The organism is Halobacteriovorax sp. CON-3 (assembly GCF_043196995.1).
Classification (GTDB): domain Bacteria; phylum Bdellovibrionota; class Bacteriovoracia; order Bacteriovoracales; family Bacteriovoracaceae; genus Halobacteriovorax_A.
Genome location: NZ_JBEBNA010000002.1, coordinates 778,733 through 799,427, shown reverse-complemented (window position 1 = coordinate 799,427; position 20,695 = coordinate 778,733). Strand labels below are relative to the sequence as shown.

Here is a 20,695-nt window from a genome sequence, read left to right as displayed (position 1 = left end):
CCTTAAAAAATTTCGCTCGGCCCTAGGGCAACAATACGATATGGATTTAAATCATCATGACTATAGAAATAGTGTCTTTTAATATGATCAATATTTGTCGTCTCTTTAATTGCATCAATTGAATAAAGATCTCTTACATAGCGAGAGAGATTCTTATAATCCTTAATGCGCTTAAGATTACATTTAAAATGGGTCACATAAACACAATCAAATCTTAGTAAAGTAGGAATTAGTCTTAAGTCTGCTTCAGTTAACCTATCCCCTAATAAGAATTTTTGACCTTCAAGTATTTCTTCCACACGATCTAGAGATGAGAATAGTTTTTTTACTGCTACTTCATATGCTTCTTGAGTTTTTGCAAAGCCACTTCGATAAACACCATTATTGATATCGGGATAAATAAAATCATTTAGCTCGTCGATTTTGTTCGCTAACTCTTTTGGGTAAAAGTCATCAAGGTTTCCTGTAAGATCATTAAACTCATTATTAAAAATTCGAATAATTTCAGATGACTCATTATTAACAATTGAATGAGTTTTCTTGTCCCAAAGCACTGGTACTGTAACAGTTGTGCTAACCTTAGGGTCGGCCTTTAAGTAGAGTTCTTGCAAGTGATTTAGTCCATATAACTCATCACCCGTTGCACCTTCATATGACTTATCAAAGCTCCAGCCAATCTCTAACATATCAGGAGAAACAACGCTGACTCCAATATGAGACTCTAGTGACTTTAACTTGCGGTAGATAAGTGTACGGTGTGCCCATGGACAAGCATAGCTAACATAGAGGTGGTAGCGTCCACTTTCAGGTTGGAACTTTGGGTGGTTACTACTTATTGTCTCTCTAAATGATCGAGGTACACGATCATAGGCCCCACTTTCGTCACTCGTAATGACTGAAGAATTGATCCACTTTCCATCGACTAAACGTCCCATACTTAATCCTTTGTTTGATTAATACGGGTACAGAATAACGAACAAATAGATCGATTAAAAGATCATTTACCTGATCGAGATGTACTATTTATAGATCATTTAGTATTAAGCTGACCGCAGGCCGCAAGAACATCGTCACCCTTAGTGGTACGTACCATTGTTGGTATCTTATACTCTTCTAAAACCAGCTTGAATTCATTAACACTTTCTAGCGCTGGCCTCTTATACTGGGTTCCTGGAAATTCATTAAATGGGATAAGATTGATTAATGCACGTCGATCCTTAAGTAGTTGCCCTAAGGCCACAGCATCTTCTTGGCGATCATTTAAGTCCTTAATAATGAGATACTCATAAGTCACAAATTGTTTATGACGTAGAGGTATTCCATCGATATAGTCGAGAACTTCTTCTAATGGATACTTTCTATTGATTGGAATTAGTTCATTTCTGATCTCATCAAATGGCGAGTGCAGCGATAGGGCCAAGTTAACTCCAGGAATTTCATCCTTCCATCTTTTTAACCCTGGGATATAGCCACTCGTCGATATTGTGATTTTTTGATGGCCAATAGAAGTTCCATATTGAGATGTAAAAATATCACATGCCTTCTTTACTTCATCGAAATTATGAAGAGGCTCACCTTGTCCCATAAAAACAATATTAAGAATTCTCTCTTCACCCGGACGATTCTCTCTTAGCCAATGCCAGGCCCCTAAAAATTGCCCAATGATTTCTGCTGCCGAGAGGTTTCTCTTTAGCCCCTGTGTTCCAGTAAAACAAAAAGAGCACTTCATGGCACAGCCAACTTGCGAAGAAAGGCAGATTGAGTATTTCTTATTAAATGGAATTAGAACACTTTCAACTTTAGAACCATCAGATAATTCAAATAGAAATTTTACCGTCTTATCTTCGGCCTGCTGAACTTTTACGGCCTTTGGTAAAATAAAGTTGAAGTTATCTTCGATAAAAGAAAGAGTACCCTTGGCAATATCAGTAATGGAATTGCTGTATTCATTTTTTCTTTTATAATACCAATTATAAAGAAGATTAGCGGCCGAGACATTGAGGCCGTTTTGTTCCAATAACTGTTGTAACTCATTGAATGTAAGTTGAAAAAATGACTGCTTCACAAACCTCACATTATAAGAATTAACACATATAGTCCATGCCAAAGAGGCAAAAGGGGTCAATAATGAAAGTTTTATTAATTAGTTTATTTTTAATTCTTACTTTAGCCCAAGAACTAGGCCTTGGCGTAGGTATGAAGTCCCCTAATATCGAAATTAAAAATATCGAAGGCAAAGAAATCATTCTCGATGATATGGATAAGAAAACAGTTCTCATATTCTACCGTGGCTCTTGGTGTCCATATTGTATGAAGCAGCTTCAAAGTATTCAGAAAGAGATTATGCCAAAACTCGATAAAAACTCTAAAGTAGTTGCCATTAGTGTCGATCAAAAAATCATCGCAAAGAAAATGCAAAAGAAATATCAATACACTTTTGATATCGTCTCAGACCCTAAGGCGGAGTTACTTTTGGCCTTTAATATCGTCAATAAACTCGATGATAAACTTGTTAAAAAGTATAAGCAATCATACAAAATTGATATTGAAGGAGATTCAGGTCAAACTCATCACATGGTCGCTCATCCAGCGGTCTTTGTTATCAAGAATGCAAAGATCACTTATCAAGATATCCATAAAGAATATAAAGATCGAACGAAGAATGATGATATTTTGGCAGCACTTGAGTAAGTTCTATTTTGAAAAGAAAGTTGCGATTCTTCCTTCCACTAGAACGAACTGATCTTTTTTATAAACGGCCAGTGCCTGAAAGTTTCCTTTTGGTAATTTTATGGCACCAGAGAAAGCTGCAAACTCATTATCAAGAATAAGTATTTCATTACTATTTGGATCCAATCCAAATAAGATAGAATCGATAACCTTGAGACTAGAGACAACAGGACCTAAGTCATTGTCATCAATAAAGATTTCTCTTTCACTATTTAAAAGAAAATCGGTGGTTGAGAATCTTGTGGCAATAACTCTATTATTTTTTTCATTTGGGATTGAGAGAATCACTAATTCTTGAGTTTTCTTATCATAGGCAAGACATCTGATATAAGCGTATTTTGAACGAACGCTTGATAAACGTCCGCGACTCTTTTCTTCAATACCATTGCTTCCTTCCAAGAACCCCGCATACTGATCCACAATCTTGGCCCTGTCATTTATTCGAATAATAACGAAAGATTTATTAAAACCTATTAACATGATTCGTTTTGGACTGATAAAACTTACACCCACAAGAGATTTAATATCGATACTATAGAGTGGATCAATACGAACATAATAGAGAATATTTTCTAATTTCTCGTCTAATAGATACAGATAAAACTTATCCGTTACAATGGCAAAAAGCTTAGATTCAACATGATAGTCGATATCTCTAACCTCTCCCCTTATATTACTTGGAAGAGTGATATCCTTAACCTTAACTAAATCATCCCCACTTTGAAACATGGCAATTTTTCTTCTTACATCATGTTTAAAATAAGGCTTTTCAACAGAGTAATTTCCTCTCAGACTAAAAGGCTTAAGAAGCCCATTCCAATTCTTAGTCGACCAATCCCAGTTCTTTGGAGTCCATGAAAACCTCACAGGATCACTATGTCCGATGAAAGGAGGTGGCCCGACTTGAGTAAACGCTTGAATCGAATTAAAAAATAAGATGACAAAGAAAGAAACGAAGGCCAACGATTGAAACCTACTGAGGTAGCGAACTTCACCATCTTCATTATCGACAAGGTTATTACCAAAGAAGAAAAGAACGATGGAGAGGATGAGAAGAATTGACCAAAAGATAACAACACCCCAAGTGTAAGTGTGTAATCCAAAGATTTCAAGTGCGAAGCCTTGGCCTATATCCCGTAAGAAATGTCCTCCCGTATGCCTTAGGGCCATAAAAATGCCAATCGTTGAATAAAATATCAAAAGTCCAAGATATTTTGGTCTGAGTCCGTAGCGCATAATAAAGAGAGTTGTTAATGTAACAAACATAAGAGCGGCCCTCTCCTGCCAGCATAGAATGCAGGGATTATCTCCGAGGCCAAAACCTAATATCACACAGGCAATTCCAACGGGCAAGAGAATCAGGGCCATCGATGCTAAGGCAACGACATTGTAAAAGCGCTCAGATTTATCAGTCATAGGCATCTCAGTAATTTCCAGGAGGAAGAATCATCGACTTAGTTGCAACAAACCAAACAAGTAACATTAAAAAAGTCGCACTATAGAGAAACTTTTCTGCTTGTTTCTGGTTTTGCGGTCTTTTCCACACGAGAAAACCGGCAATTATTAACAGTATTATTTCTAAAAATTCCATGAAATCTCCTTCTATAAGCTCGATTCGGATTTAATAAAAACTTAGCTAAGTTAAATTCCCTTAAATTTGGCCATGAAGTAAAATAAAGAGACGACTAAAGGAGTAGTAATGAGAAGTACTAAGCTAATTTTTCTAATGCTTATTTCAACTGTATCACTTGCAAAATTTGGTGCTAAATCACAACCACTATATCACTGTGTAAACTACGATGAGAGTTCTGTTGTGACAGATGCAATTATTCATCAGTCTCGTTTTGGACGAGGTCCACTCTTTCATGAGATTGAGGTATTTGTTGAAGATGTAAATCAAAACAGAGAGTTTTCTTACCGTAAAAAGGTAAATTATATTCCAAAATATGATGCAAAAGTTGAATCATTTACCACTGGAAGTTTTAGAATCAGACTTGATCATGTGGTTGGTGGAATTGACGGAAATATTTGGGCATTCGTTAGGATTCCAGACTATGGAGTTCATTCATTTGACTGGTCATGTAAGGTAGTAGAGGGACAATAAATGTCCCTCTCAAAAAATTAAACTTTTTTAACTTGAGTTGCACAAGGTCCACGCTTACCTTCCCCAAGCATATAAGTTACTTTATCGTTATTATTTAACTTATTGCCACTTTCAATAGCTGAGATATGGACAAATAAATCACCTTCTCCACTATCTGGTTTAATAAACCCAAAACCCTTTGTTTCATTAAAAAATTTAACTTTACCTGTTTGCTCTGTATTCATAATCTTCCCTATTTTTCCAATACCGACAATCAGTTGCCGGGAACTAAATTAACAATAGAAAAGTTATCGCCAATACAACGAGATTTGAGAATTTAAAATAAGTTAAGATTTTCAAATTAAAAGAATTTTAAACATCTTCTCCAGTTATAAGACAAGATTGTTTTCGATTTTAATAAGAATTGACTTGACCTAAGAAAAGGCAATTTAAAGAAGTCGCACCTTATTAAGTGCGACTTATTTTTATTTTAACAAGAAGTGGTAGCAGTACAATTGGAACAATCGTAAAGACTACCACAATAATTGCACCAGCTGGAAGATCGTAGAAATAACTCAATGCCATTCCCAATAAGCTTAAAACTAACCCTATACCCCAACCAATTAAAAGTTGAGATCTAATACTATGAGAGAGTAAAGTACTAATAAGGGCCGGTACGACCAAGAATGAAAACACAAGTAATATTCCTGCAATACCAACAGATGATGTTATGACAACACCAAAAAGAGAAAAGAAAATAAAGTCCCAAAAAGCAGAGCTATTATTTTTATCAAGCGTAGATCTTAGGATCTGTTTTCTGAATATATAGTGAATTATAGCAACAATACTATAAATAACACCGGTTTTAATAACATCGGCCCAAGTTACCCATAATATTTTTCCAATAAGTATTTCTTTAATATGTTCTGCACCATGGGCCATCATGTTTACGACAAGTATGACAGCAGAAGAAGCGAAAGCATAAACTAAAGCAATTAAGACTTCCTGTGATATATACTTTTCAAACTTCTTGGCCCAAGCAAAGTACGCTGCGGCCACAAAAGTGAAGCCTAATGAAACAAAGTAATTAAGCCCACTATGGTGATCAAGATGCAGGAGTAAGGCGACCGTTGAACCAAGGCTTGCAACTTGTGCAAGTGAGAGATCGACAAAGATCACACCCCTTCTTAGAACATGAAGTCCTAAGTAGCAGTGAATTCCCACTAAAATTAAACACATGACAAACGGTGCAGCTAAAAAAGAAATTACTTCCACTAATCCTCCAGTGCTTTAGCGAGAATATTATAAAGAGAGAAAATATCACGGGCCTCAGAGCTACCATCGACTGCAACAGGAACATTTCTAATCTTTACATCTTTGATCGTTGTACGAATTCTCTTTGCCACACTATCATCAAAATAGTTTTCCACTAAAATGTGACGAATCCCTTCCTTCTTCATCTCTTTAATAACAGTGATTATATGAGATGCCGTAGGAGGTATTCCTGGCTTAGGTTCAAGAACATTTTGAACTTGAATCCCAAATTCATCTAAAAAATAAGTTAGCGTACGGTGAAACGTTATAATCTTAGTTCCTTTCTTAATCTTGGCGCTAAGATCTTTTATCAATTCTTTAGTGCGTTTTTCATATGCTATGTAATTATTTTCGTAAGCCTGCCTATTACTTTCATCTAACTTAATGAATCGATCACGAACTCCCTTCGCAACTTCTAGGGCCTTACTCGGTGAAAGCATAAAGTGAGGATTTCCTTCCGGATGAACATCACCATGAGCACGCGTTAGCTTCCCCTTAACCTCATCTGTTAGTTTCACAAGAGCGTATGCTTCAAGTCTTCCTTCTTGTCCGATACGAACTTTTGGATTGCGACTTCCTCTAACAACAAGCGGGAGCCAACCGACTTCTAGGCCCGCACCGATACTAATTAACAGATCGGCCTTAGCAACTTTAAAAGTATAGCTAGGTTTTGCTTCTAGGAAGTGAGGATCTTGAGTACCTTTAGCAAGAGAGTGTACACTCACACTCTCTCCACCAATTTTTTTTGCAATATCTGCTAAATTTGTCGTCGTTGTTACAATTCTCAATTGAGCGTAAGAGCTCATACCTAGAACAAGTAACAACCCTATAAGAATTGACTTCATTTTAGCGACCTAGTACTGGTGTGCCGGGTGGGCACCGATACTAAAGCTTAACTGAAGACTTACTCTTTTTTCAGGACGATCTTCACCATCATGAATTTCATCGTATTGCATTCTTACAGCTGAGAATTCAGTAGGAACAAATGCTAAAAGTGCAGTATATGCATTTTGATCTGCAATTGACTCATCCTTAGCAACACCTAGGAATTCATATTGTGCTTGAGCAAACCAGCGTGGTGCAAATTGATAACGTAAGAATGTCGAATAACCACCATTTTTAACTTCGTTTGTTCCCTGAACATCTTTGTGGATAAACTCAGTTGACCAAACAAATGACGAATACTTACCTTTTTTAACTGGACGCCATTTTAATGTTAAGTCTGTTCCTAGGACAGTTGATTTCTCAGCTTGTTCTTCAAAATAAAGACCTGAAAGACCCCACTCTAGAGTTAGTGACTCAGATAAATCCCAAAGGTTTTTTAGGTTAGCGACTGTAGTGATCGAGTGTGGATCTTCAACAAATAATTCTTCATTTGTTGGCTGAAGAAACTGAACAGTTAAATCACTATACCATGGCAGTGGCGCTAGATATGATACACTTACACCAACTTCATTTAGTCCTTCTTCTCCAAACATATACTCTTGAACAAGACCACGGTAAATGAATGGCTGAGCGTGAGAATGTACCATATTGTACTTACCAAATTGGGCATAGAACTTCCCTAACTTTACTGTAAAATCAGGAATTGAAATTGTTTCAGCAAATACTTCTTCAGGCTCAAATGCATAACCATGCTCTTCCTCGCCACCCTCTTCATGATGTTCCTTGTGAACAGCAAAAGTCGCCTCAGCTCTAAAGTATGCATCAACATCTGCACTAAACTGAAGCTCTGCTTCTTGTAGAGAAAATCCATCGTGATCATTATCACGAGACGAGTTTTTATAGATAGTTAAAGCATTTAAACCGATGGCAGGATTAAACCCATTGCCTCTTGAATTGTCAGAAAGAGATTGCGCAAAAGTGTTTGAGCCTAGTAATAAAATAGAAATATAAAATAAGTTTTTCAAAATAAACCTCATTGAAAATTAATTAATTAAATTTAAAAAATAAAAAGTGAATGTAATTAAATTAACAATGAGTTGGTGGCCCTCGAGGAGCTGTTTGAATAGATAGAGATTGTAATGTGTGACCGACTAGGGTCTGATAACGATCTGTAACGAGAAAAAGAAAACTTGCTTCAAGTTCTTCAGAGAAATCAGAATTACTAGCATCATATTTGAATTGAGAAACTTTAATACAGAAATGGCAAGCTTGATCTAACTTACTAGTCTCATGCTCATTTTCATGAAAATGCAGGCTCGCTGTAAGAAAGCTTACAAGAAAAGTTGCCGCAAATATGAATCTAAAAAATCTCTGCATTAACTCAATACTAGCAAGACTAAATTTAGAATGTCTTGTTTTTTTTTAACAAAACAATCTATTTAGATACTTAGCATCTGCCCAATATAGAGATTACTAGACCTTAACGAGTTCCTCTTTCTAATTTGGAAGGTCGTTGTATTATAGAGCTTGGCAATACGTGTTAGGTTATCTCCCTTCTTAACACGATAGTGAAAAACTCTCACGCCCTTAGTCACATCAAGCTTTTGACCAACGTAAATATTATTGCCATGAATTCCATTTAGCCTTCGCAAGTAAGAAACACTTAGGCCATAACGTCTTGCAACTCGCCCTAGGAAATCATTCTTTTTAACAAAGTAGAACTTCTTTCCAACAACACCCTTATACTCATTAGCTCGAAGGGCCAATCTTTGACCTGGATAGATACGACTACTTTTTAAATTATTAATACGCTTTAGACGATTAAGTGAGACTTTGTAGCGACGAGAAATCTTTGTTAGAGAGTCTCCTCTTCTCACACGGTAATGAGTTGGAAATGAGTTAAGCTTTCCCCACTGACGACTACTGGCAAGTTTATTTTGAATCTCTTTAATATTTTGATAATCTTTTCTTGGAAGCCAAATCGCATACTGTTTAATCCAATTTGGCGTACGCTTATACTTTAGAGCAGGATTGATTTTTTCAATCTCCTCTCTCTCAATATTAAAATGTTTTGCAACATCTTTAATATGAACTCCACCAGGAACTTCGACTAATTTTAAATCAGGATAAGTTGGTGACTCTGCAATGATCTCTTCATCAAAGCCAAACTTTGCTAAGTTTTCTCCGACATAGGCCGCTGCCAAGAACTTAGGAACATAATTTCTAGTCTCTCTAGGAAGTAGTTTACGATCAGCTAACTCCCAAAAGTCACGAGTTCTTCCCTTCATAATGGCACGTAGAACTCTCAGCTCACCACAATTATAGGCAGCAATAGCAAGTTCCCACGAATTAAAAACAGTATAGAGATCCTTTAGATACTTTGTTGCGGCCTCTGTACTGTGGACAGGGTCTCGCCTCTCATCGACTACTCGGTTCACAGCAAGCCCATAACGCTTTCCAGTTGCTTTAATAAATTGCCAAGGCCCTACAGCACCAGCATGTGAAAGGGCGGTTTTATTATAACCACTTTCAATTAATGGTAGATAATAGAGTTGATAAGGAAGTTCCTCTTCTTCAAGAACTGTTTGTATAACTTCTTTGTAATACATTCCTTTTTTAATGAATTGCTCAAATCGAACACGGTCTTTGACAGCAAAGTAATTGATCCATTTTTGGACTCGCTCATTTTGATAGAGCTCCATTTCATGCTTGATGCTATCTTCATCTTGATATGAAATGGTGTTACTACCAGCAGGGGCCTGACCAACACTCTCCTTCTCAGGTGAAGCACATGAGAGAAGAGTTATTGAAAGAATTATAATTGATAAGTACTTAATTGAATTCAGAGAGTTAATTTTTTTCATACGAAAATTCTACGGGAATTTGTATGATTTTAAATATACTCTGAATCAAATTAGAATTTTCCGAATCTAGTTTAGTAAGTCATCGGAAACATCAGAAACTTCGATCTGTAGATCCACATCTTCGTAACGATCCGGCACATTTGACAGCTTTGACTGAAAGAGTTCTTGCAGCTTACGGATAGAAATCAGTCCTTCATCAGACTTCTTCCATATAGCATAGAGTGACATACGAATTGGTTCACCTAAGTGGAAAGTTTTTAATCCCAAATATTCTTCTAATGGATTCTTTGGTAAGAACATGACACAGCGGCCTCTTAGACAAAGTTTATGAACAAAGTCGATATGATCGCTATAAACTTTCTCTTTTGGTATCACACCATTTTTTCTTAAGTGCTGATAGATGATGCGATTAAGGTTCTTATCCCAATTACTTTCTGCAAATGGAATATTTACCAGTAAGTCTTTTTCATCTCTAAATTTATCATAGAGTTCTGTTGAGCAACAAAAGACAATTTCAAAGGAGCCAATTTCAGCAACATTTAAACTCTTTCTCTTGGGCTTTCTAAGAGAGATCCCCCAGTCGATATTTCCGTGAAGAATATTATCCACAAGTACGTCGTGATCGCCCTGTCGGATGGTATTTACTGTTCCATACTTTGTATAAAGGTCCCAGTACTGAGAAGCAAATTCAGTTGCAAGATCATAAGAGATCGTCTCTTCAATTCCAATTGATACAGGATAGCCACCCACAACATCTTCAGAGAAGTGCTCAAGAAGTTTACTTCCCTCTTCAAAGATACCTTTAGTTCTCTCAAATAATTGCTGCCCCTCCGGAGTCAAAGATAGACCTTTTGAACTACGATTAAAGAGCTTCATATTGAATTTATTTTCAAGACGCTTAAGTTGCTCACTAAGAGTTGGTGAAGATGTACCGATAATTTCAGCACCCTTTTTAAGTGATTGAACTTTGGCCACTTCATAAAAACAGTAGAGATGATTCCAATTGATATCTTTTAGTTTTTCCAAGCATATTCCTCGATTCATTTAACTTTGCTCCTTACCTTAACAAGTCCATCACCAATTAGCAAAAACCGAATATCCCTTAAGGCGCATAACTGCTTAAGACTCGGAAGAAAGTGGAAAAACCTGATTTAAAATGAAAAGGATCATTTTTATAACGTGTTCAAAAATCTTATTAATTAAATTCATCATATCAACCTCTTGTCGTTCTTAACTTTTAATATTGAGCTTATGAAATTCAATCTGTGCACTTTGCAACTCGATATAGAGCTGAGTACGCATATCATTTCGAAGCTCCCATGCATCACTAGGGTTTTCTGCCCAAGCGGCCAACCAGCACTCAATGGCGTCCTTTTCTAATTTCATCACCCACATTGTTGGCTCTTCAACATCACAAAAATAATCAGACTTCTTTGCCACTCGATGTGCAATTTCACGAACTAACTTGAGATCTGAGTTTGGCGCAACATAGAACTCAATATGGGTCCATACAAAGTGATCATTCATGGTGAAGTTTTGTATCTCTTTTTGAAGTAACTTAGAGTTTGGGATAACAAGCCTTACCCAATTCCACTTCTTTACAACTGAATAGGTCAGCCCGATCTCTTCAATTAGGCCGTAGTGGCCATCAATAGTGACGGTATCCCCGATCTTAATTGATCTAAAAAAGGAAATAATCACACCCGCAAAAAGGTTCTCTAGAAAAGGCCTTAGGGAGAAACCAGCAATTACCGAAACAATGGCAGCAATGATTGAAACATAGACAGTTGGAATTTTCCCTAAATAAGGAATGGAAACAAAGAGCGACCAAAGTATAAAAAAGAGTACAGGAAGAGCTCTCATCATAAATGAGAAACGACCTTCAATTCCTTCTACCCCGTGTGACTTTAGCTCTTTTTCTTGATCATCAACTGGCGAGTCTGTTTCAACAGCATCACTAATATCTCTCTTACGGATATTCTTAAGCTTTCTCTTTTGAACTCTTCTAATATTTAAGAGAGCAAGGAAATACCCCCCTAAGAATAGGAGGGTAATGGTAATCGGGTATAAATAGTCTACCAAGGAGTTAGCTATTGGCTTCATTTATAAGCTTTGAATTCTTCATTCTATTATCAACAACCTTATTACCAGGAACGATATCGTTTAATGGCGTATGAGATAGAACAAAATATGTAATTAAACCGGCCATGATTCCAGGAGCAACTTCATAAATCGTTGCACCGTAACCAAGGTTCATCCAAACAACAGTAACAATTCCACCAATGAGAACCATCGAGATGGCCGTAATTTCAGATACCTTCTTACCAATTGCATAGATAAAAATTAATGGACCAAAGCAAGCTGCTAGTATCGACCACGACAATAGGACGAGCTCAAATACGTTCTTACTTCCATAGAGGGCCACGGCCAAGGCGATAATAGTCGTCCCAGCAGTTGCAACTTTTGTCAGATAAATATTGTCTGATTTCTTCGGCAGGATATCTCTTGTAAAAGCTGCTGAACAACTTAGAACTTGAGAATCTGCTGTCGACATTGTCGCGGCAAAGATTCCCGCTAGAACAACACCAATAAGAATTTCAGGAAGTAGCTTTTGACTCATTAGAGGTAGTGCTAGTTCGGCATCAAAATTTGCAGAATTTGGAAGTAGAAGTCTTGCAGTAAGCCCTACTCCAATAGTCATAATAGTAAAGGCGATGAACCACGCATAGTAATAAAGTCTTGTCTTATTCATATTCTTAGTATCATCAATTGTCATAAAACGAATCATGATATGCGGTTGGCCAACAACACCAAAACCTGCAAAGACCCAACCAAGAATAAATAGTGAAATCCCCGTTCCTCCAGGAACATTAAGTCCTGTTGGTGTAAAACTTAAGAAGCCAGGAGATACAGCACTTAGCTTAGAAACATAAGCATCATAACCACCTACTTCGTTAATACCAACAAAGAATAAGATCCCCATTGCAATAATCATAACAAATGACTGGGCAGCATCTGTCCAAATCGATGCCCTAATTCCACCTGATAAACAGTATGCAAAAACGATGACAGCACCAATAATTGCACCAGTACTATAATCCCATCCAAAAAGAACGTGTAATGCTTTAGAGCCGGCCTTAAACTGAGCAGCAGCATAAACACCCAAGAATAAGATTGTGATAATTCCGACAAGAAGTCTTAACTTTTTAAAGCTTGTCCCTCTTTGCCATCTCGAAAGGACACCTCCAAAACTTAGCAGATTTTCTTTTTCTGTAACCTGTCTCAATTTCTTATGAACAAAGAAACTCATGACAATATCACCAACAATCCAACCTATCATAACCCATGATGACTGAAGTCCACTGGTGTAGGTATAACCAATAAGTCCAATAAACATATAACCACTGTTATTAGTGGCAACAGCTGACAGGGCCGCTAACCATGGCGGAGTACTATGACCTGCAAGCAGGTAGTCAGAATTATTTTTCTTACTTTTTAAACTTGAAGAAACTCCAATCAAAACGAAGAGGAGTAAAAAAAAGAGGAAACTGTAAACAATCATTTAACAATCCTTTTTTTGGCATAGCTATCCATCCACTAAAAAAACACAAAGCGGTAGCGAACAAGATAGCTCTTGCTAATTAATAAAATACTAATTTAAAAACTTATTATTTAGAGTATTGAGAGGCAATTCTCTTCATCTTCAATTAGGCTTCGACGAAGAAAAGATGTCTCTCTTAACGCCTTACCGTGCCCCTCTTCACAAATAGAAGTCTTTTTTTGTACTTTAGATGTGCGGGACTGCTTCTTATCAACGACGCTATAACTTACTAACTGTACTAACTTTTCAGATTTCTTATTGTTCATTTAATTACCTTAACATTCTATATATTCATTAAGAATTGATTAATTTACTAATTAGGTTATCCCTAACCTCTTCGTAATTCACTTGAGCGATGAACCGCTTTATCCACGCCCATTTTCACAAAGGCATCAATCCCACTGCTTCTAAAACTATCAATGGCCTCAATTGTGACTCCCTTCTTAGAAGTCACCTTGGCGATTAAATCATCAAGCTCTGTCTCACAATTTATTAGTGCACTCTTTGCACTTCCCCTAAAGAGCTGACTCGTTATTGCACGTGATTCGATAGCACCAAGGCCCCACTCCTTTAGAGAATCTTCTAATGCATTCATAAAATAATAAATAAATGCAGGCCCAGATGCAGAGACGACAGTCACTTTGTCAAAGAGTTCCTCTGTCTTCATTTTTAAGATCATCGAACTTTCACCAAGAAGATCTTTTAAGAACTCAATTTCACTTTCTTCAACTTGCTCAGTGGTACTTAACAGGCAGATACCTTCTCCGTACTCCATTGGTAAGCTAGGCATTAGCCTAATTACTTTTGATGTACCTAATAAATTGCTAATTCTTTCTTGATCGATTCCGGCCATGATCGAAATAACAACTTTACTTGAAAGGTCGATGCCTTTAAGCATTTCTGATAGCTCTGTGAATTGTTGTGGCTTACAACCAATTAAGAAGTAGTCTGCATCGGCCGCTTCATTTAATTCAACAATCGCCTCACCTTCAACCTCTTTAGCAAGTTCGATTGCTCGTGTGCGACTCGGCGTATATGTGAGATATTTGTTCTTAATTTTTTGGCCCTTATACATTGAACGAACAACTGCACCGGCCATATTTCCACAACCAATAACCGCAATTTTCTTCATGATAACTCTCCTATTATTTTAACTAAGATCTAATCTGCCCATCACCAACAACGACGTAGCGTGAGGTAGTCATTTGCTCAACCCCCATTGGCCCATAGGCATGTAATTTTGTTGTCGAAATTCCAAGCTCAGCTCCAAGACCTAACTGTCCTCCGTCGTTGAAACGAGTTGAAGCATTTACCATGACACAACTTGCATCAACACTTTGTAAGAACTTCTGACAATTCTCTTCATTATTAGAAACAATACACTCTGAGTGATTACTACCGTATTCACCAATATGATCGATGGCCTCATCAAGAGAAGAGACTGTTTTGATTGAAAGGATATTGTCCAGGTATTCTGTTGACCAATCCTCTGGTGTCGCCTTAACAAAGCTACCTTTTGTTTGATTTGCAAACTCTTCATCAACTCTTAACTCACACCCCTTTGCAAGGAGCCTCTTGGAAATCTTGTCATTTACCTTTGGTAAAATATCTTTATGAATAAGTAGCGTTTCAATTGCGTTACAAACACCTGTTCTTTGAGTCTTTGCATTTTCAACAAGTGTTACGGCCTTTTCAATATCCGCTTCACTATCAATATACATATGACAAAGCCCTTGATAGTGAGCAATCACTGGCATCTTTGCATTTTCAAAAACATGATTGATTAAACCGTGACCACCACGAGGAATAACAACATCGATATCATCCTTAAGGTTTAGTAGATCATTTAAAACTTCACGATTATCAGATGCTAGAACTTCTACAACATTCTTGTTCACATATTTAGAGATCGCATCCTGAATGATTTTTCCAAGAACTTCATTTGAGTGCTTGGCCTCTTTTCCACCTTTTAAAATAATGGCATTTGAGGACTTAAGCGCAAGAGCTGCACAATCCACAACAACATTAGGACGACTCTCAAAGATCATAAGAATAACCCCTAGAGGGACTCTTTGACGCTTGATCTTTAAACCTAGATCATTTGTAAATTCATTATAGAAAGATCCTACGATTTCAGGTTGATCCTTAATCGTCTTAACTCCTGAAATAATGTCGTCTATTCTTTCATTAGTAAGTTTTAAGCGGTCAACCATTGCCTTCGAAAGATCATTCTTAAATGCAGCATCTAAGTCGAGTTGGTTCTTTTCTAAGATAAGCTCGCGATTTTCATCTAAGGCCTTTACTAAATCATCAAAGATTAGGTCCTTAGTTTCTTTATTTAGCTTCAAAAGTTCTTTTGATGCTTTTCTTACTGTACTAGCTAATTTTTTCATCGATTATATCCTTTTCTAAAATTAAGTTAATTGTATGGACGACTTCAATTGATGTTCTAAAACCAATCAGGTCTTCAATTTCATCACTGTGACGTCCCATAATTTGTTCAACTTCACAATGTCCATATTCACAAACACCAGAAGCAAAGACTTCACCGTCACAAATGATGTCAACGCAGTCCCCTTTGTAAAATTGGCCGTAAACATCAACGATGCCTTTTGGAAGAAGTGATTTACTTTCATTAAGGGCATCAAATGCACCTCTATCAACTTCGATATAGCAATTAGGCTTCTTCATTGAAAGTAGCCATGCCTTTCGCTCTTCTGGGTCATAAGCGTTCTTAGGAGCAAAATAAGTTCCTAGCTCCTTTGTCAGGGGATCCAAGATAAGTCGCTCATTATCCATCGAGCTAATAACGGCCTTAATACCAATTGGTGTAATTTTTGTGATGGCGTGAACCTTAGATTCCATTCCACCTTTTCCCACTGCTGTCTTTCCCTGATAATTCACATCTTCTAAGACATCACTACCAAATGGCACCGTTTCAATTCTCTTAGCATCTTCATACGCCGGGTCCTTATCATAGAGGCCATTAGTTGAAGTAATCATAAGAAGTGCGTCAGCATTAATCATTTGCGCTGTTTGTGCAGCCAAGTGATCATTGTCACCCAGTGCAATCTCAGTAAAAGAGATTGTGTCATTCTCATTTAAGATCGGTGTAATATTATTCTTTAAGAGAACGTTGATACTTTGCTTGGCATGCAGGTTTCGTTTTCTATTTCTAAAATCATCATGTGTTAGAAGAATTTGTGAACAAATCTTTTGATTCTCTTCAAATAGTCGAGAGTATGTATTTAGAAGCTTTGGCTGTCCGACTGCACTAGCTGAATGCTGAAGATCTAACTGACCTCTTCTTGGTAAGTGCTCTTTTAAAAATGACTTCCCAACACTTACGGCACCTGAGCTGACAAGGACAACTTCAATCCCCTCATCAATGAGCTCACAGATATCCTCTACAATTTTTCGCACCTTTCTAGTATCTAACTTGCCACTTCCTTTTGTAATAACATTACTTCCAACCTTTACAACAAGGCGTTTTACTCCCTGTAGTTCTTTACGAAGTCTCATTCTTTCCCCTTATCTTGTTAAAAAACAACATGACATAAATTCCAAAAAACCAAAAGCGAGTCGGACACAAATTAGGGAATGCCAAACAAGACAATTTCCGAGCAAAACAATCAACATATGCTCAAAAAATATTGATAGGCCTTAAAATTTTAATAAAAATCACAAAATATTCGCTACATGAGAAGGGTTTGAGATTATAATATTTCCATTAACTTATGCTTTAAAAATACAATTTGGAGAGAACTTGAAAAGAAGAATTGAAGTTATTAAGCCTGATAATTTTGAACAAGAAAATCACTTTTATCCTAAGGTACTAAACGCACAACTACACCCTTTAGTGAGCCATTTTTTTAATTTGGATCACGAAAGAATTATTAAAAGATATAGTCATCTTAACCCACAAATTTGTACTGATACCTTAAGGGATATTCTCTCATATGAGTGTAAGCACTTCTTCTGGGGTGGATCTGACTTATTCTATGTTACAACACAAGCTGGAAATAGACGCATGGTTGTTCTTGAAACAAACTCTTGTCCTTCAGGTCAAAAGTCAATGCCACCAAGAACCGATGCGGATGAACATAGAGGATATAAATTCTTAATTGAGAACTCTTTTCTTCCTGCACTTAAAAAGAGAAAGAAGAGACTTCCACAAGGTGCACTTGCTGTCATCTATGATAAGAACTACATGGAGACATCTGGCTATGCTTCAACAATAGCAGATCTAACAGGTGAAGATGTTTACCTCGTTCCACACTTTAATGGTGAAGAACAAATGGCCGATTTTGAAAATGGTGTTCTACATATCACTCTTGAGACAGGAGAAAGAATTCCTATTAGAGCGGCATTCCGTTATGTTACACAGAAGCCATGGAATCGCATTCCAACAACTTCAAAAACATTCATCTTTAACTCAACTCTCGTTTGCCTTTCTGGTGGACGCAATAAGCTTTTAGCAAATAAGGCCTATGAGCTTTATAACTCAGAGATTGCTGAATCAGGCCTTAAGATTAATATGCCTGAGACGATTAAAGATGTTAATAAGTTAGAAATTCCTCTTTGGGTTCAAAAATTTGGTGGAAAGGCCGTTATTAAGATCCCTTACTCAAATGCAGGACAAGGTGTTTTTACAATTACGAATCAAGATGAGCTTGATGCCTTTATGCAAATGGATTACCCATATGATCAATTCATTGTCCAAAGTTTAATTGGTCACTACGAATGGAGTTCCACAAGTGAGCATGGTAAATTCTTTCACATCGGAACAGTACCGAATAAGAAAGGAAATATTTATATTGCTGACTTAAGGCTTATGGTTTACTCATCACCAAAAGGTTTCATGCCTTGTGCAGTCTATGCACGACGTGCGAGAAAGCCTCTTGAAGCAAGCTACCCTGAGGATAGCTGGGAAGTTCTAGGAACAAACCTATCAGTTAAAACAGGTGAAAACCAATGGGATTCAGATACATCAAGACTGATGCTTATGGATCAAAAAGATTTCAACTCTCTTGGTATTGGTACTGATGACTTGATCGAAGCATATATTCAAACAATTCTTACAGTTGTTGCGATTGACAAAATGGCAGAACAACTTATTAGTAAGAAAGGGACTTTCAGAACGAAACTCTTTAGAAGTTTAGATAATGATAAGTCACTCTTTAACGAGATTATGATCTCATAGCATAGGAAGTATTATGGGTGCAATACAAGTCATTAAGACAACTGAAGAAATCGATTTAAATTCATTTGCGCATGGTGAAATTCACCGCTTACAAATACATCTCTCAGATAATGCTCTCGGTGTGCCTTGGCGTGTACCAATTATCATTATGAAAGGTGTTGAGGACGGCCCAGTACTTGGTATTACAGCAGCAGTACACGGGAATGAGCTCAATGGTATCTCAACAATTTTCAAACTGATTGAAGAAGTCGATCCTAAAAAGCTAAAAGGAACAATCGTTATGGTTCCAATTAGTAACGTTCCGGGCTACCTAACAAATCAACGTCGATTTATTGATAATATTGATTTAAATAGAATTATGCCTGGAAAACTTACTGGAAATCCAAGTAATCTCTACGCACATTACTTTACGCAAAAGATCGTTTCTAAATTCAACTACCTTCTTGATCTACATACAGCAAGTCATGGCCGTGTAAACAGTCTCTACCTTAGAGCTGACTTAGAGAACGAGGAAACAAGAACCCTCGCCTTCCTACAGAATCCACAAATTATTGTTCAAAAATATGATGAAGAAGGAACACTAAGAGCTTGGGCCAATGAGCAAGGAATCCATGCAATTACCGTTGAAATTGGTAATCCAAATGCTTTTCAACACGCTCTTATTGATGAAACCCTCGATGGTATAAAGAATACTCTTCGCTACTTCTCGATGATCGAAGGAGACGTTCAAGATATGATTACAGATGCCACAATCTGTGACCACTCTTATTGGATCTACTCGACAAAAGGTGGAATTGTTGATGTTCTTCCAAAGCTCACACATCGAGTAAAGAAAGGCGAAGTTATTGCAAAAGTTTACGATGTCTTTGGACAAGTAAAAGAAGTTATCTGTGCAGACCGCTCAGGTGTTGTTATTGGTAAAAACGTAAGACCTAATTGTGAAGCAGGACAAAGAATTCTGCACCTAGGAGTTGATCTTAAGGAAGCACTTCCTGAAGAAATTCCTGGCCACGATGATTTTGAAATATCTGAAAAATAAGAATAAGAAAGGGGGATTTAGATCCCCCTCTTTTTTATAAATTTACATTCATTGTTAGGCCAATATTTGTTCTATCAGCTCTAATATCTTCCGCAATAAAGCGCATATTTGGTGAAATCGAAATATCACGAGTAAAGAAATAAGTCATTGCTATCGTTTGCTGAAGAACTTTCTCATTAATACGCTCACTCCTAAAATGATCGGCCGAGTAAAGATCAGTGATTAACCTTAGAGAAAGAGAGCGAGAAAAGTAAAGCTCACCAGCAAGGCTTAATGAGAAAGAACGGTTTACTTGCCTGTCTTTACCTGCAATCTCCATCCCATTAAATGAAATTGTACTCTTATCATAGAAGTACTGTGTCGCATTCCCTGAAAGAGCAATATAAGCGGCCTTCCATACTTTATAGGCCAAAGAGTGGCTAACATTAAAAACAGAGTTAATACCGAGGTCCTTATAGTAGTCCCACGTAGCATATTGGTATTGTAGAAACGTTACATTTTGAATCCCCAAAAGGTAGTAAGTTTTAAAGTAACTTAGAACAGGGTTATCAATATTTAAGCTATCACCGTAAGTATCAAGTTCATACTGAACCATTGGATTTTCTGAATCAACACTCCCATGAAAAGGGGCCTTCTTTTCGATCCCCACTTGAAGAGATAGGTTATCTGTTTTTGAAAGACGATACTTTACACCAAAATTCCCAGTAAAATTAGTTAGTGAAGTTGTATTCCCAGCATTTCTAATATTAGGCCTTTCAGCGTCATTGAGGTTATCAAGAGCACCAGCATTGTATTTAAATGAAGAATAAAAAGACCATCTCTTTAGCGATCCTGATAATGTCTTCAGTGTCGGGTTATCTAATACTTCTTCCTTCGTGTTGAAGCTCTTTGTCTTGGCCTCTCCTTCAGACTTAGCAGCAGGTGCCGCAAAGGTAAAAGTTGAGATTAGCATAATTATTAATAACTTCATTTTCTC

22 protein-coding genes are annotated in these 20,695 nt (G+C 37.1%); 4 read left to right on the top strand and 18 right to left on the bottom strand.

What is annotated here, in order from left to right; all coding sequences use genetic code 11:
- Positions 1-2: 2 nt before the first annotated feature.
- The gene (locus ABMA72_RS14535; protein WP_393057657.1) at positions 3-935 is read right to left on the bottom strand and encodes a glutathione S-transferase family protein; all 933 of its coding nucleotides are present in this window, start codon (positions 933-935) and stop codon (positions 3-5) included.
- A gap of 95 nt (positions 936-1,030) precedes the next feature.
- Positions 1,031-2,065 (bottom strand): 23S rRNA (adenine(2503)-C(2))-methyltransferase RlmN, encoded by a 1,035-nt coding sequence (gene rlmN / locus ABMA72_RS14530; protein ID WP_392859691.1) that lies wholly within the window; start codon positions 2,063-2,065, stop codon positions 1,031-1,033.
- Positions 2,066-2,127: 62 nt separating this feature from the next.
- Here rlmN and ABMA72_RS14525 point away from each other — a divergent pair, with 62 nt between their 5' ends.
- Positions 2,128-2,691 (top strand): peroxiredoxin family protein, encoded by a 564-nt coding sequence (locus tag ABMA72_RS14525; protein WP_393057655.1) that lies wholly within the window; start codon positions 2,128-2,130, stop codon positions 2,689-2,691.
- Between the two features lie 3 nt (positions 2,692-2,694).
- Here ABMA72_RS14525 and ABMA72_RS14520 read toward each other — a convergent pair whose 3' ends face one another.
- Both ABMA72_RS14520 and ABMA72_RS14515 read right to left on the bottom strand, forming a co-directional pair.
- Positions 2,695-4,146, bottom strand: coding sequence for a disulfide bond formation protein B (locus ABMA72_RS14520; RefSeq protein WP_392859686.1), 1,452 nt, complete (start codon positions 4,144-4,146; stop codon positions 2,695-2,697).
- Positions 4,147-4,153: 7 nt separating this feature from the next.
- On the bottom strand, positions 4,154-4,321 hold the full coding sequence (locus ABMA72_RS14515) for a hypothetical protein (protein ID WP_393057653.1): 168 nt from the start codon (positions 4,319-4,321) through the stop codon (positions 4,154-4,156).
- Positions 4,322-4,429: 108 nt separating this feature from the next.
- On the opposite strand from ABMA72_RS14515, the gene ABMA72_RS14510 reads away from it, so the two are divergent.
- On the top strand, positions 4,430-4,834 hold the full coding sequence (locus tag ABMA72_RS14510; protein ID WP_392859680.1) for a hypothetical protein: 405 nt from the start codon (positions 4,430-4,432) through the stop codon (positions 4,832-4,834).
- Between the two features lie 17 nt (positions 4,835-4,851).
- On the opposite strand, the gene ABMA72_RS14505 is transcribed toward ABMA72_RS14510, so the two are convergent.
- The 13 genes from ABMA72_RS14505 to proB form a co-directional block, all read right to left on the bottom strand.
- Positions 4,852-5,058, bottom strand: coding sequence for a cold-shock protein (locus tag ABMA72_RS14505; protein ID WP_392859677.1), 207 nt, complete (start codon positions 5,056-5,058; stop codon positions 4,852-4,854).
- A gap of 223 nt (positions 5,059-5,281) precedes the next feature.
- Complete coding sequence (locus ABMA72_RS14500; protein WP_393057651.1) at positions 5,282-6,088, bottom strand: metal ABC transporter permease; 807 nt, start codon at positions 6,086-6,088, stop codon at positions 5,282-5,284.
- Complete coding sequence (locus ABMA72_RS14495; protein WP_392859671.1) at positions 6,088-6,972, bottom strand: metal ABC transporter substrate-binding protein; 885 nt, start codon at positions 6,970-6,972, stop codon at positions 6,088-6,090. Before ABMA72_RS14495 ends, ABMA72_RS14500 begins: the two co-directional genes overlap by 1 nt.
- Before the next feature lie 9 nt (positions 6,973-6,981).
- Positions 6,982-8,037, bottom strand: coding sequence for a hypothetical protein (locus tag ABMA72_RS14490; RefSeq protein ID WP_393057649.1), 1,056 nt, complete (start codon positions 8,035-8,037; stop codon positions 6,982-6,984).
- A gap of 61 nt (positions 8,038-8,098) precedes the next feature.
- Positions 8,099-8,389, bottom strand: a complete 291-nt coding sequence (locus ABMA72_RS14485; protein ID WP_392859668.1) for a hypothetical protein — start codon at positions 8,387-8,389, stop codon at positions 8,099-8,101.
- Between the two features lie 62 nt (positions 8,390-8,451).
- Positions 8,452-9,876: a LysM peptidoglycan-binding domain-containing protein gene (locus tag ABMA72_RS14480; RefSeq protein WP_392859666.1), complete on the bottom strand. Its 1,425-nt coding sequence runs from the start codon at positions 9,874-9,876 to the stop codon at positions 8,452-8,454.
- Positions 9,877-9,942: 66 nt separating this feature from the next.
- Entirely contained in the window at positions 9,943-10,902 is a 960-nt protein-coding gene (locus tag ABMA72_RS14475; protein ID WP_392859664.1) for a LysR family transcriptional regulator, read from the bottom strand.
- A 204-nt stretch (positions 10,903-11,106) separates the two neighbouring features.
- The gene (locus tag ABMA72_RS14470) at positions 11,107-11,979 is read right to left on the bottom strand and encodes a mechanosensitive ion channel family protein (RefSeq protein WP_392859662.1); all 873 of its coding nucleotides are present in this window, start codon (positions 11,977-11,979) and stop codon (positions 11,107-11,109) included.
- Positions 11,963-13,438, bottom strand: coding sequence for a sodium/proline symporter (locus ABMA72_RS14465; protein WP_392859659.1), 1,476 nt, complete (start codon positions 13,436-13,438; stop codon positions 11,963-11,965). Before ABMA72_RS14465 ends, ABMA72_RS14470 begins: the two co-directional genes overlap by 17 nt.
- A gap of 110 nt (positions 13,439-13,548) precedes the next feature.
- On the bottom strand, positions 13,549-13,743 hold the full coding sequence (locus ABMA72_RS14460) for a hypothetical protein (RefSeq protein WP_392859656.1): 195 nt from the start codon (positions 13,741-13,743) through the stop codon (positions 13,549-13,551).
- A 62-nt stretch (positions 13,744-13,805) separates the two neighbouring features.
- The gene (locus tag ABMA72_RS14455; protein WP_392859653.1) at positions 13,806-14,609 is read right to left on the bottom strand and encodes a pyrroline-5-carboxylate reductase family protein; all 804 of its coding nucleotides are present in this window, start codon (positions 14,607-14,609) and stop codon (positions 13,806-13,808) included.
- A gap of 22 nt (positions 14,610-14,631) precedes the next feature.
- The gene (locus ABMA72_RS14450; protein WP_392859650.1) at positions 14,632-15,870 is read right to left on the bottom strand and encodes a glutamate-5-semialdehyde dehydrogenase; all 1,239 of its coding nucleotides are present in this window, start codon (positions 15,868-15,870) and stop codon (positions 14,632-14,634) included.
- The gene (gene proB / locus ABMA72_RS14445; protein ID WP_392859648.1) at positions 15,854-16,999 is read right to left on the bottom strand and encodes a glutamate 5-kinase; all 1,146 of its coding nucleotides are present in this window, start codon (positions 16,997-16,999) and stop codon (positions 15,854-15,856) included. Before proB ends, ABMA72_RS14450 begins: the two co-directional genes overlap by 17 nt.
- A gap of 244 nt (positions 17,000-17,243) precedes the next feature.
- Between proB and ABMA72_RS14440 the strand changes: the two genes are divergently transcribed.
- Positions 17,244-18,680: a hypothetical protein gene (locus tag ABMA72_RS14440; RefSeq protein WP_392859645.1), complete on the top strand. Its 1,437-nt coding sequence runs from the start codon at positions 17,244-17,246 to the stop codon at positions 18,678-18,680.
- Positions 18,681-18,693: 13 nt separating this feature from the next.
- Complete coding sequence (locus ABMA72_RS14435) at positions 18,694-19,719, top strand: succinylglutamate desuccinylase/aspartoacylase family protein (RefSeq protein WP_392859642.1); 1,026 nt, start codon at positions 18,694-18,696, stop codon at positions 19,717-19,719.
- A gap of 34 nt (positions 19,720-19,753) precedes the next feature.
- Here ABMA72_RS14435 and ABMA72_RS14430 read toward each other — a convergent pair whose 3' ends face one another.
- Positions 19,754-20,689, bottom strand: coding sequence for a hypothetical protein (locus ABMA72_RS14430; protein WP_392859640.1), 936 nt, complete (start codon positions 20,687-20,689; stop codon positions 19,754-19,756).
- Between the last annotated feature and the right edge of the window lie 6 nt (positions 20,690-20,695).

Coding starts and splice junctions, on each gene's coding strand:
- ABMA72_RS14455 (WP_392859653.1), bottom strand. CDS start 14,609: ATGAAGAAAATTGCGGTTATTGGTTGTGGAAATATGGCCGGTGCAGTT.
- ABMA72_RS14480 (WP_392859666.1), bottom strand. CDS start 9,876: ATGAAAAAAATTAACTCTCTGAATTCAATTAAGTACTTATCAATTATA.
- ABMA72_RS14515 (WP_393057653.1), bottom strand. CDS start 4,321: ATGGAATTTTTAGAAATAATACTGTTAATAATTGCCGGTTTTCTCGTG.
- ABMA72_RS14465 (WP_392859659.1), bottom strand. CDS start 13,438: ATGATTGTTTACAGTTTCCTCTTTTTTTTACTCCTCTTCGTTTTGATT.
- proB (WP_392859648.1), bottom strand. CDS start 16,999: ATGAGACTTCGTAAAGAACTACAGGGAGTAAAACGCCTTGTTGTAAAG.
- ABMA72_RS14470 (WP_392859662.1), bottom strand. CDS start 11,979: ATGAAGCCAATAGCTAACTCCTTGGTAGACTATTTATACCCGATTACC.
- ABMA72_RS14495 (WP_392859671.1), bottom strand. CDS start 6,972: ATGAAGTCAATTCTTATAGGGTTGTTACTTGTTCTAGGTATGAGCTCT.
- ABMA72_RS14520 (WP_392859686.1), bottom strand. CDS start 4,146: ATGACTGATAAATCTGAGCGCTTTTACAATGTCGTTGCCTTAGCATCG.
- ABMA72_RS14450 (WP_392859650.1), bottom strand. CDS start 15,870: ATGAAAAAATTAGCTAGTACAGTAAGAAAAGCATCAAAAGAACTTTTG.
- ABMA72_RS14430 (WP_392859640.1), bottom strand. CDS start 20,689: ATGAAGTTATTAATAATTATGCTAATCTCAACTTTTACCTTTGCGGCA.
- ABMA72_RS14460 (WP_392859656.1), bottom strand. CDS start 13,743: ATGAACAATAAGAAATCTGAAAAGTTAGTACAGTTAGTAAGTTATAGC.
- ABMA72_RS14505 (WP_392859677.1), bottom strand. CDS start 5,058: ATGAATACAGAGCAAACAGGTAAAGTTAAATTTTTTAATGAAACAAAG.
- ABMA72_RS14535 (WP_393057657.1), bottom strand. CDS start 935: ATGGGACGTTTAGTCGATGGAAAGTGGATCAATTCTTCAGTCATTACG.
- ABMA72_RS14510 (WP_392859680.1), top strand. CDS start 4,430: ATGAGAAGTACTAAGCTAATTTTTCTAATGCTTATTTCAACTGTATCA.
- ABMA72_RS14525 (WP_393057655.1), top strand. CDS start 2,128: ATGAAAGTTTTATTAATTAGTTTATTTTTAATTCTTACTTTAGCCCAA.
- ABMA72_RS14485 (WP_392859668.1), bottom strand. CDS start 8,389: ATGCAGAGATTTTTTAGATTCATATTTGCGGCAACTTTTCTTGTAAGC.
- ABMA72_RS14435 (WP_392859642.1), top strand. CDS start 18,694: ATGGGTGCAATACAAGTCATTAAGACAACTGAAGAAATCGATTTAAAT.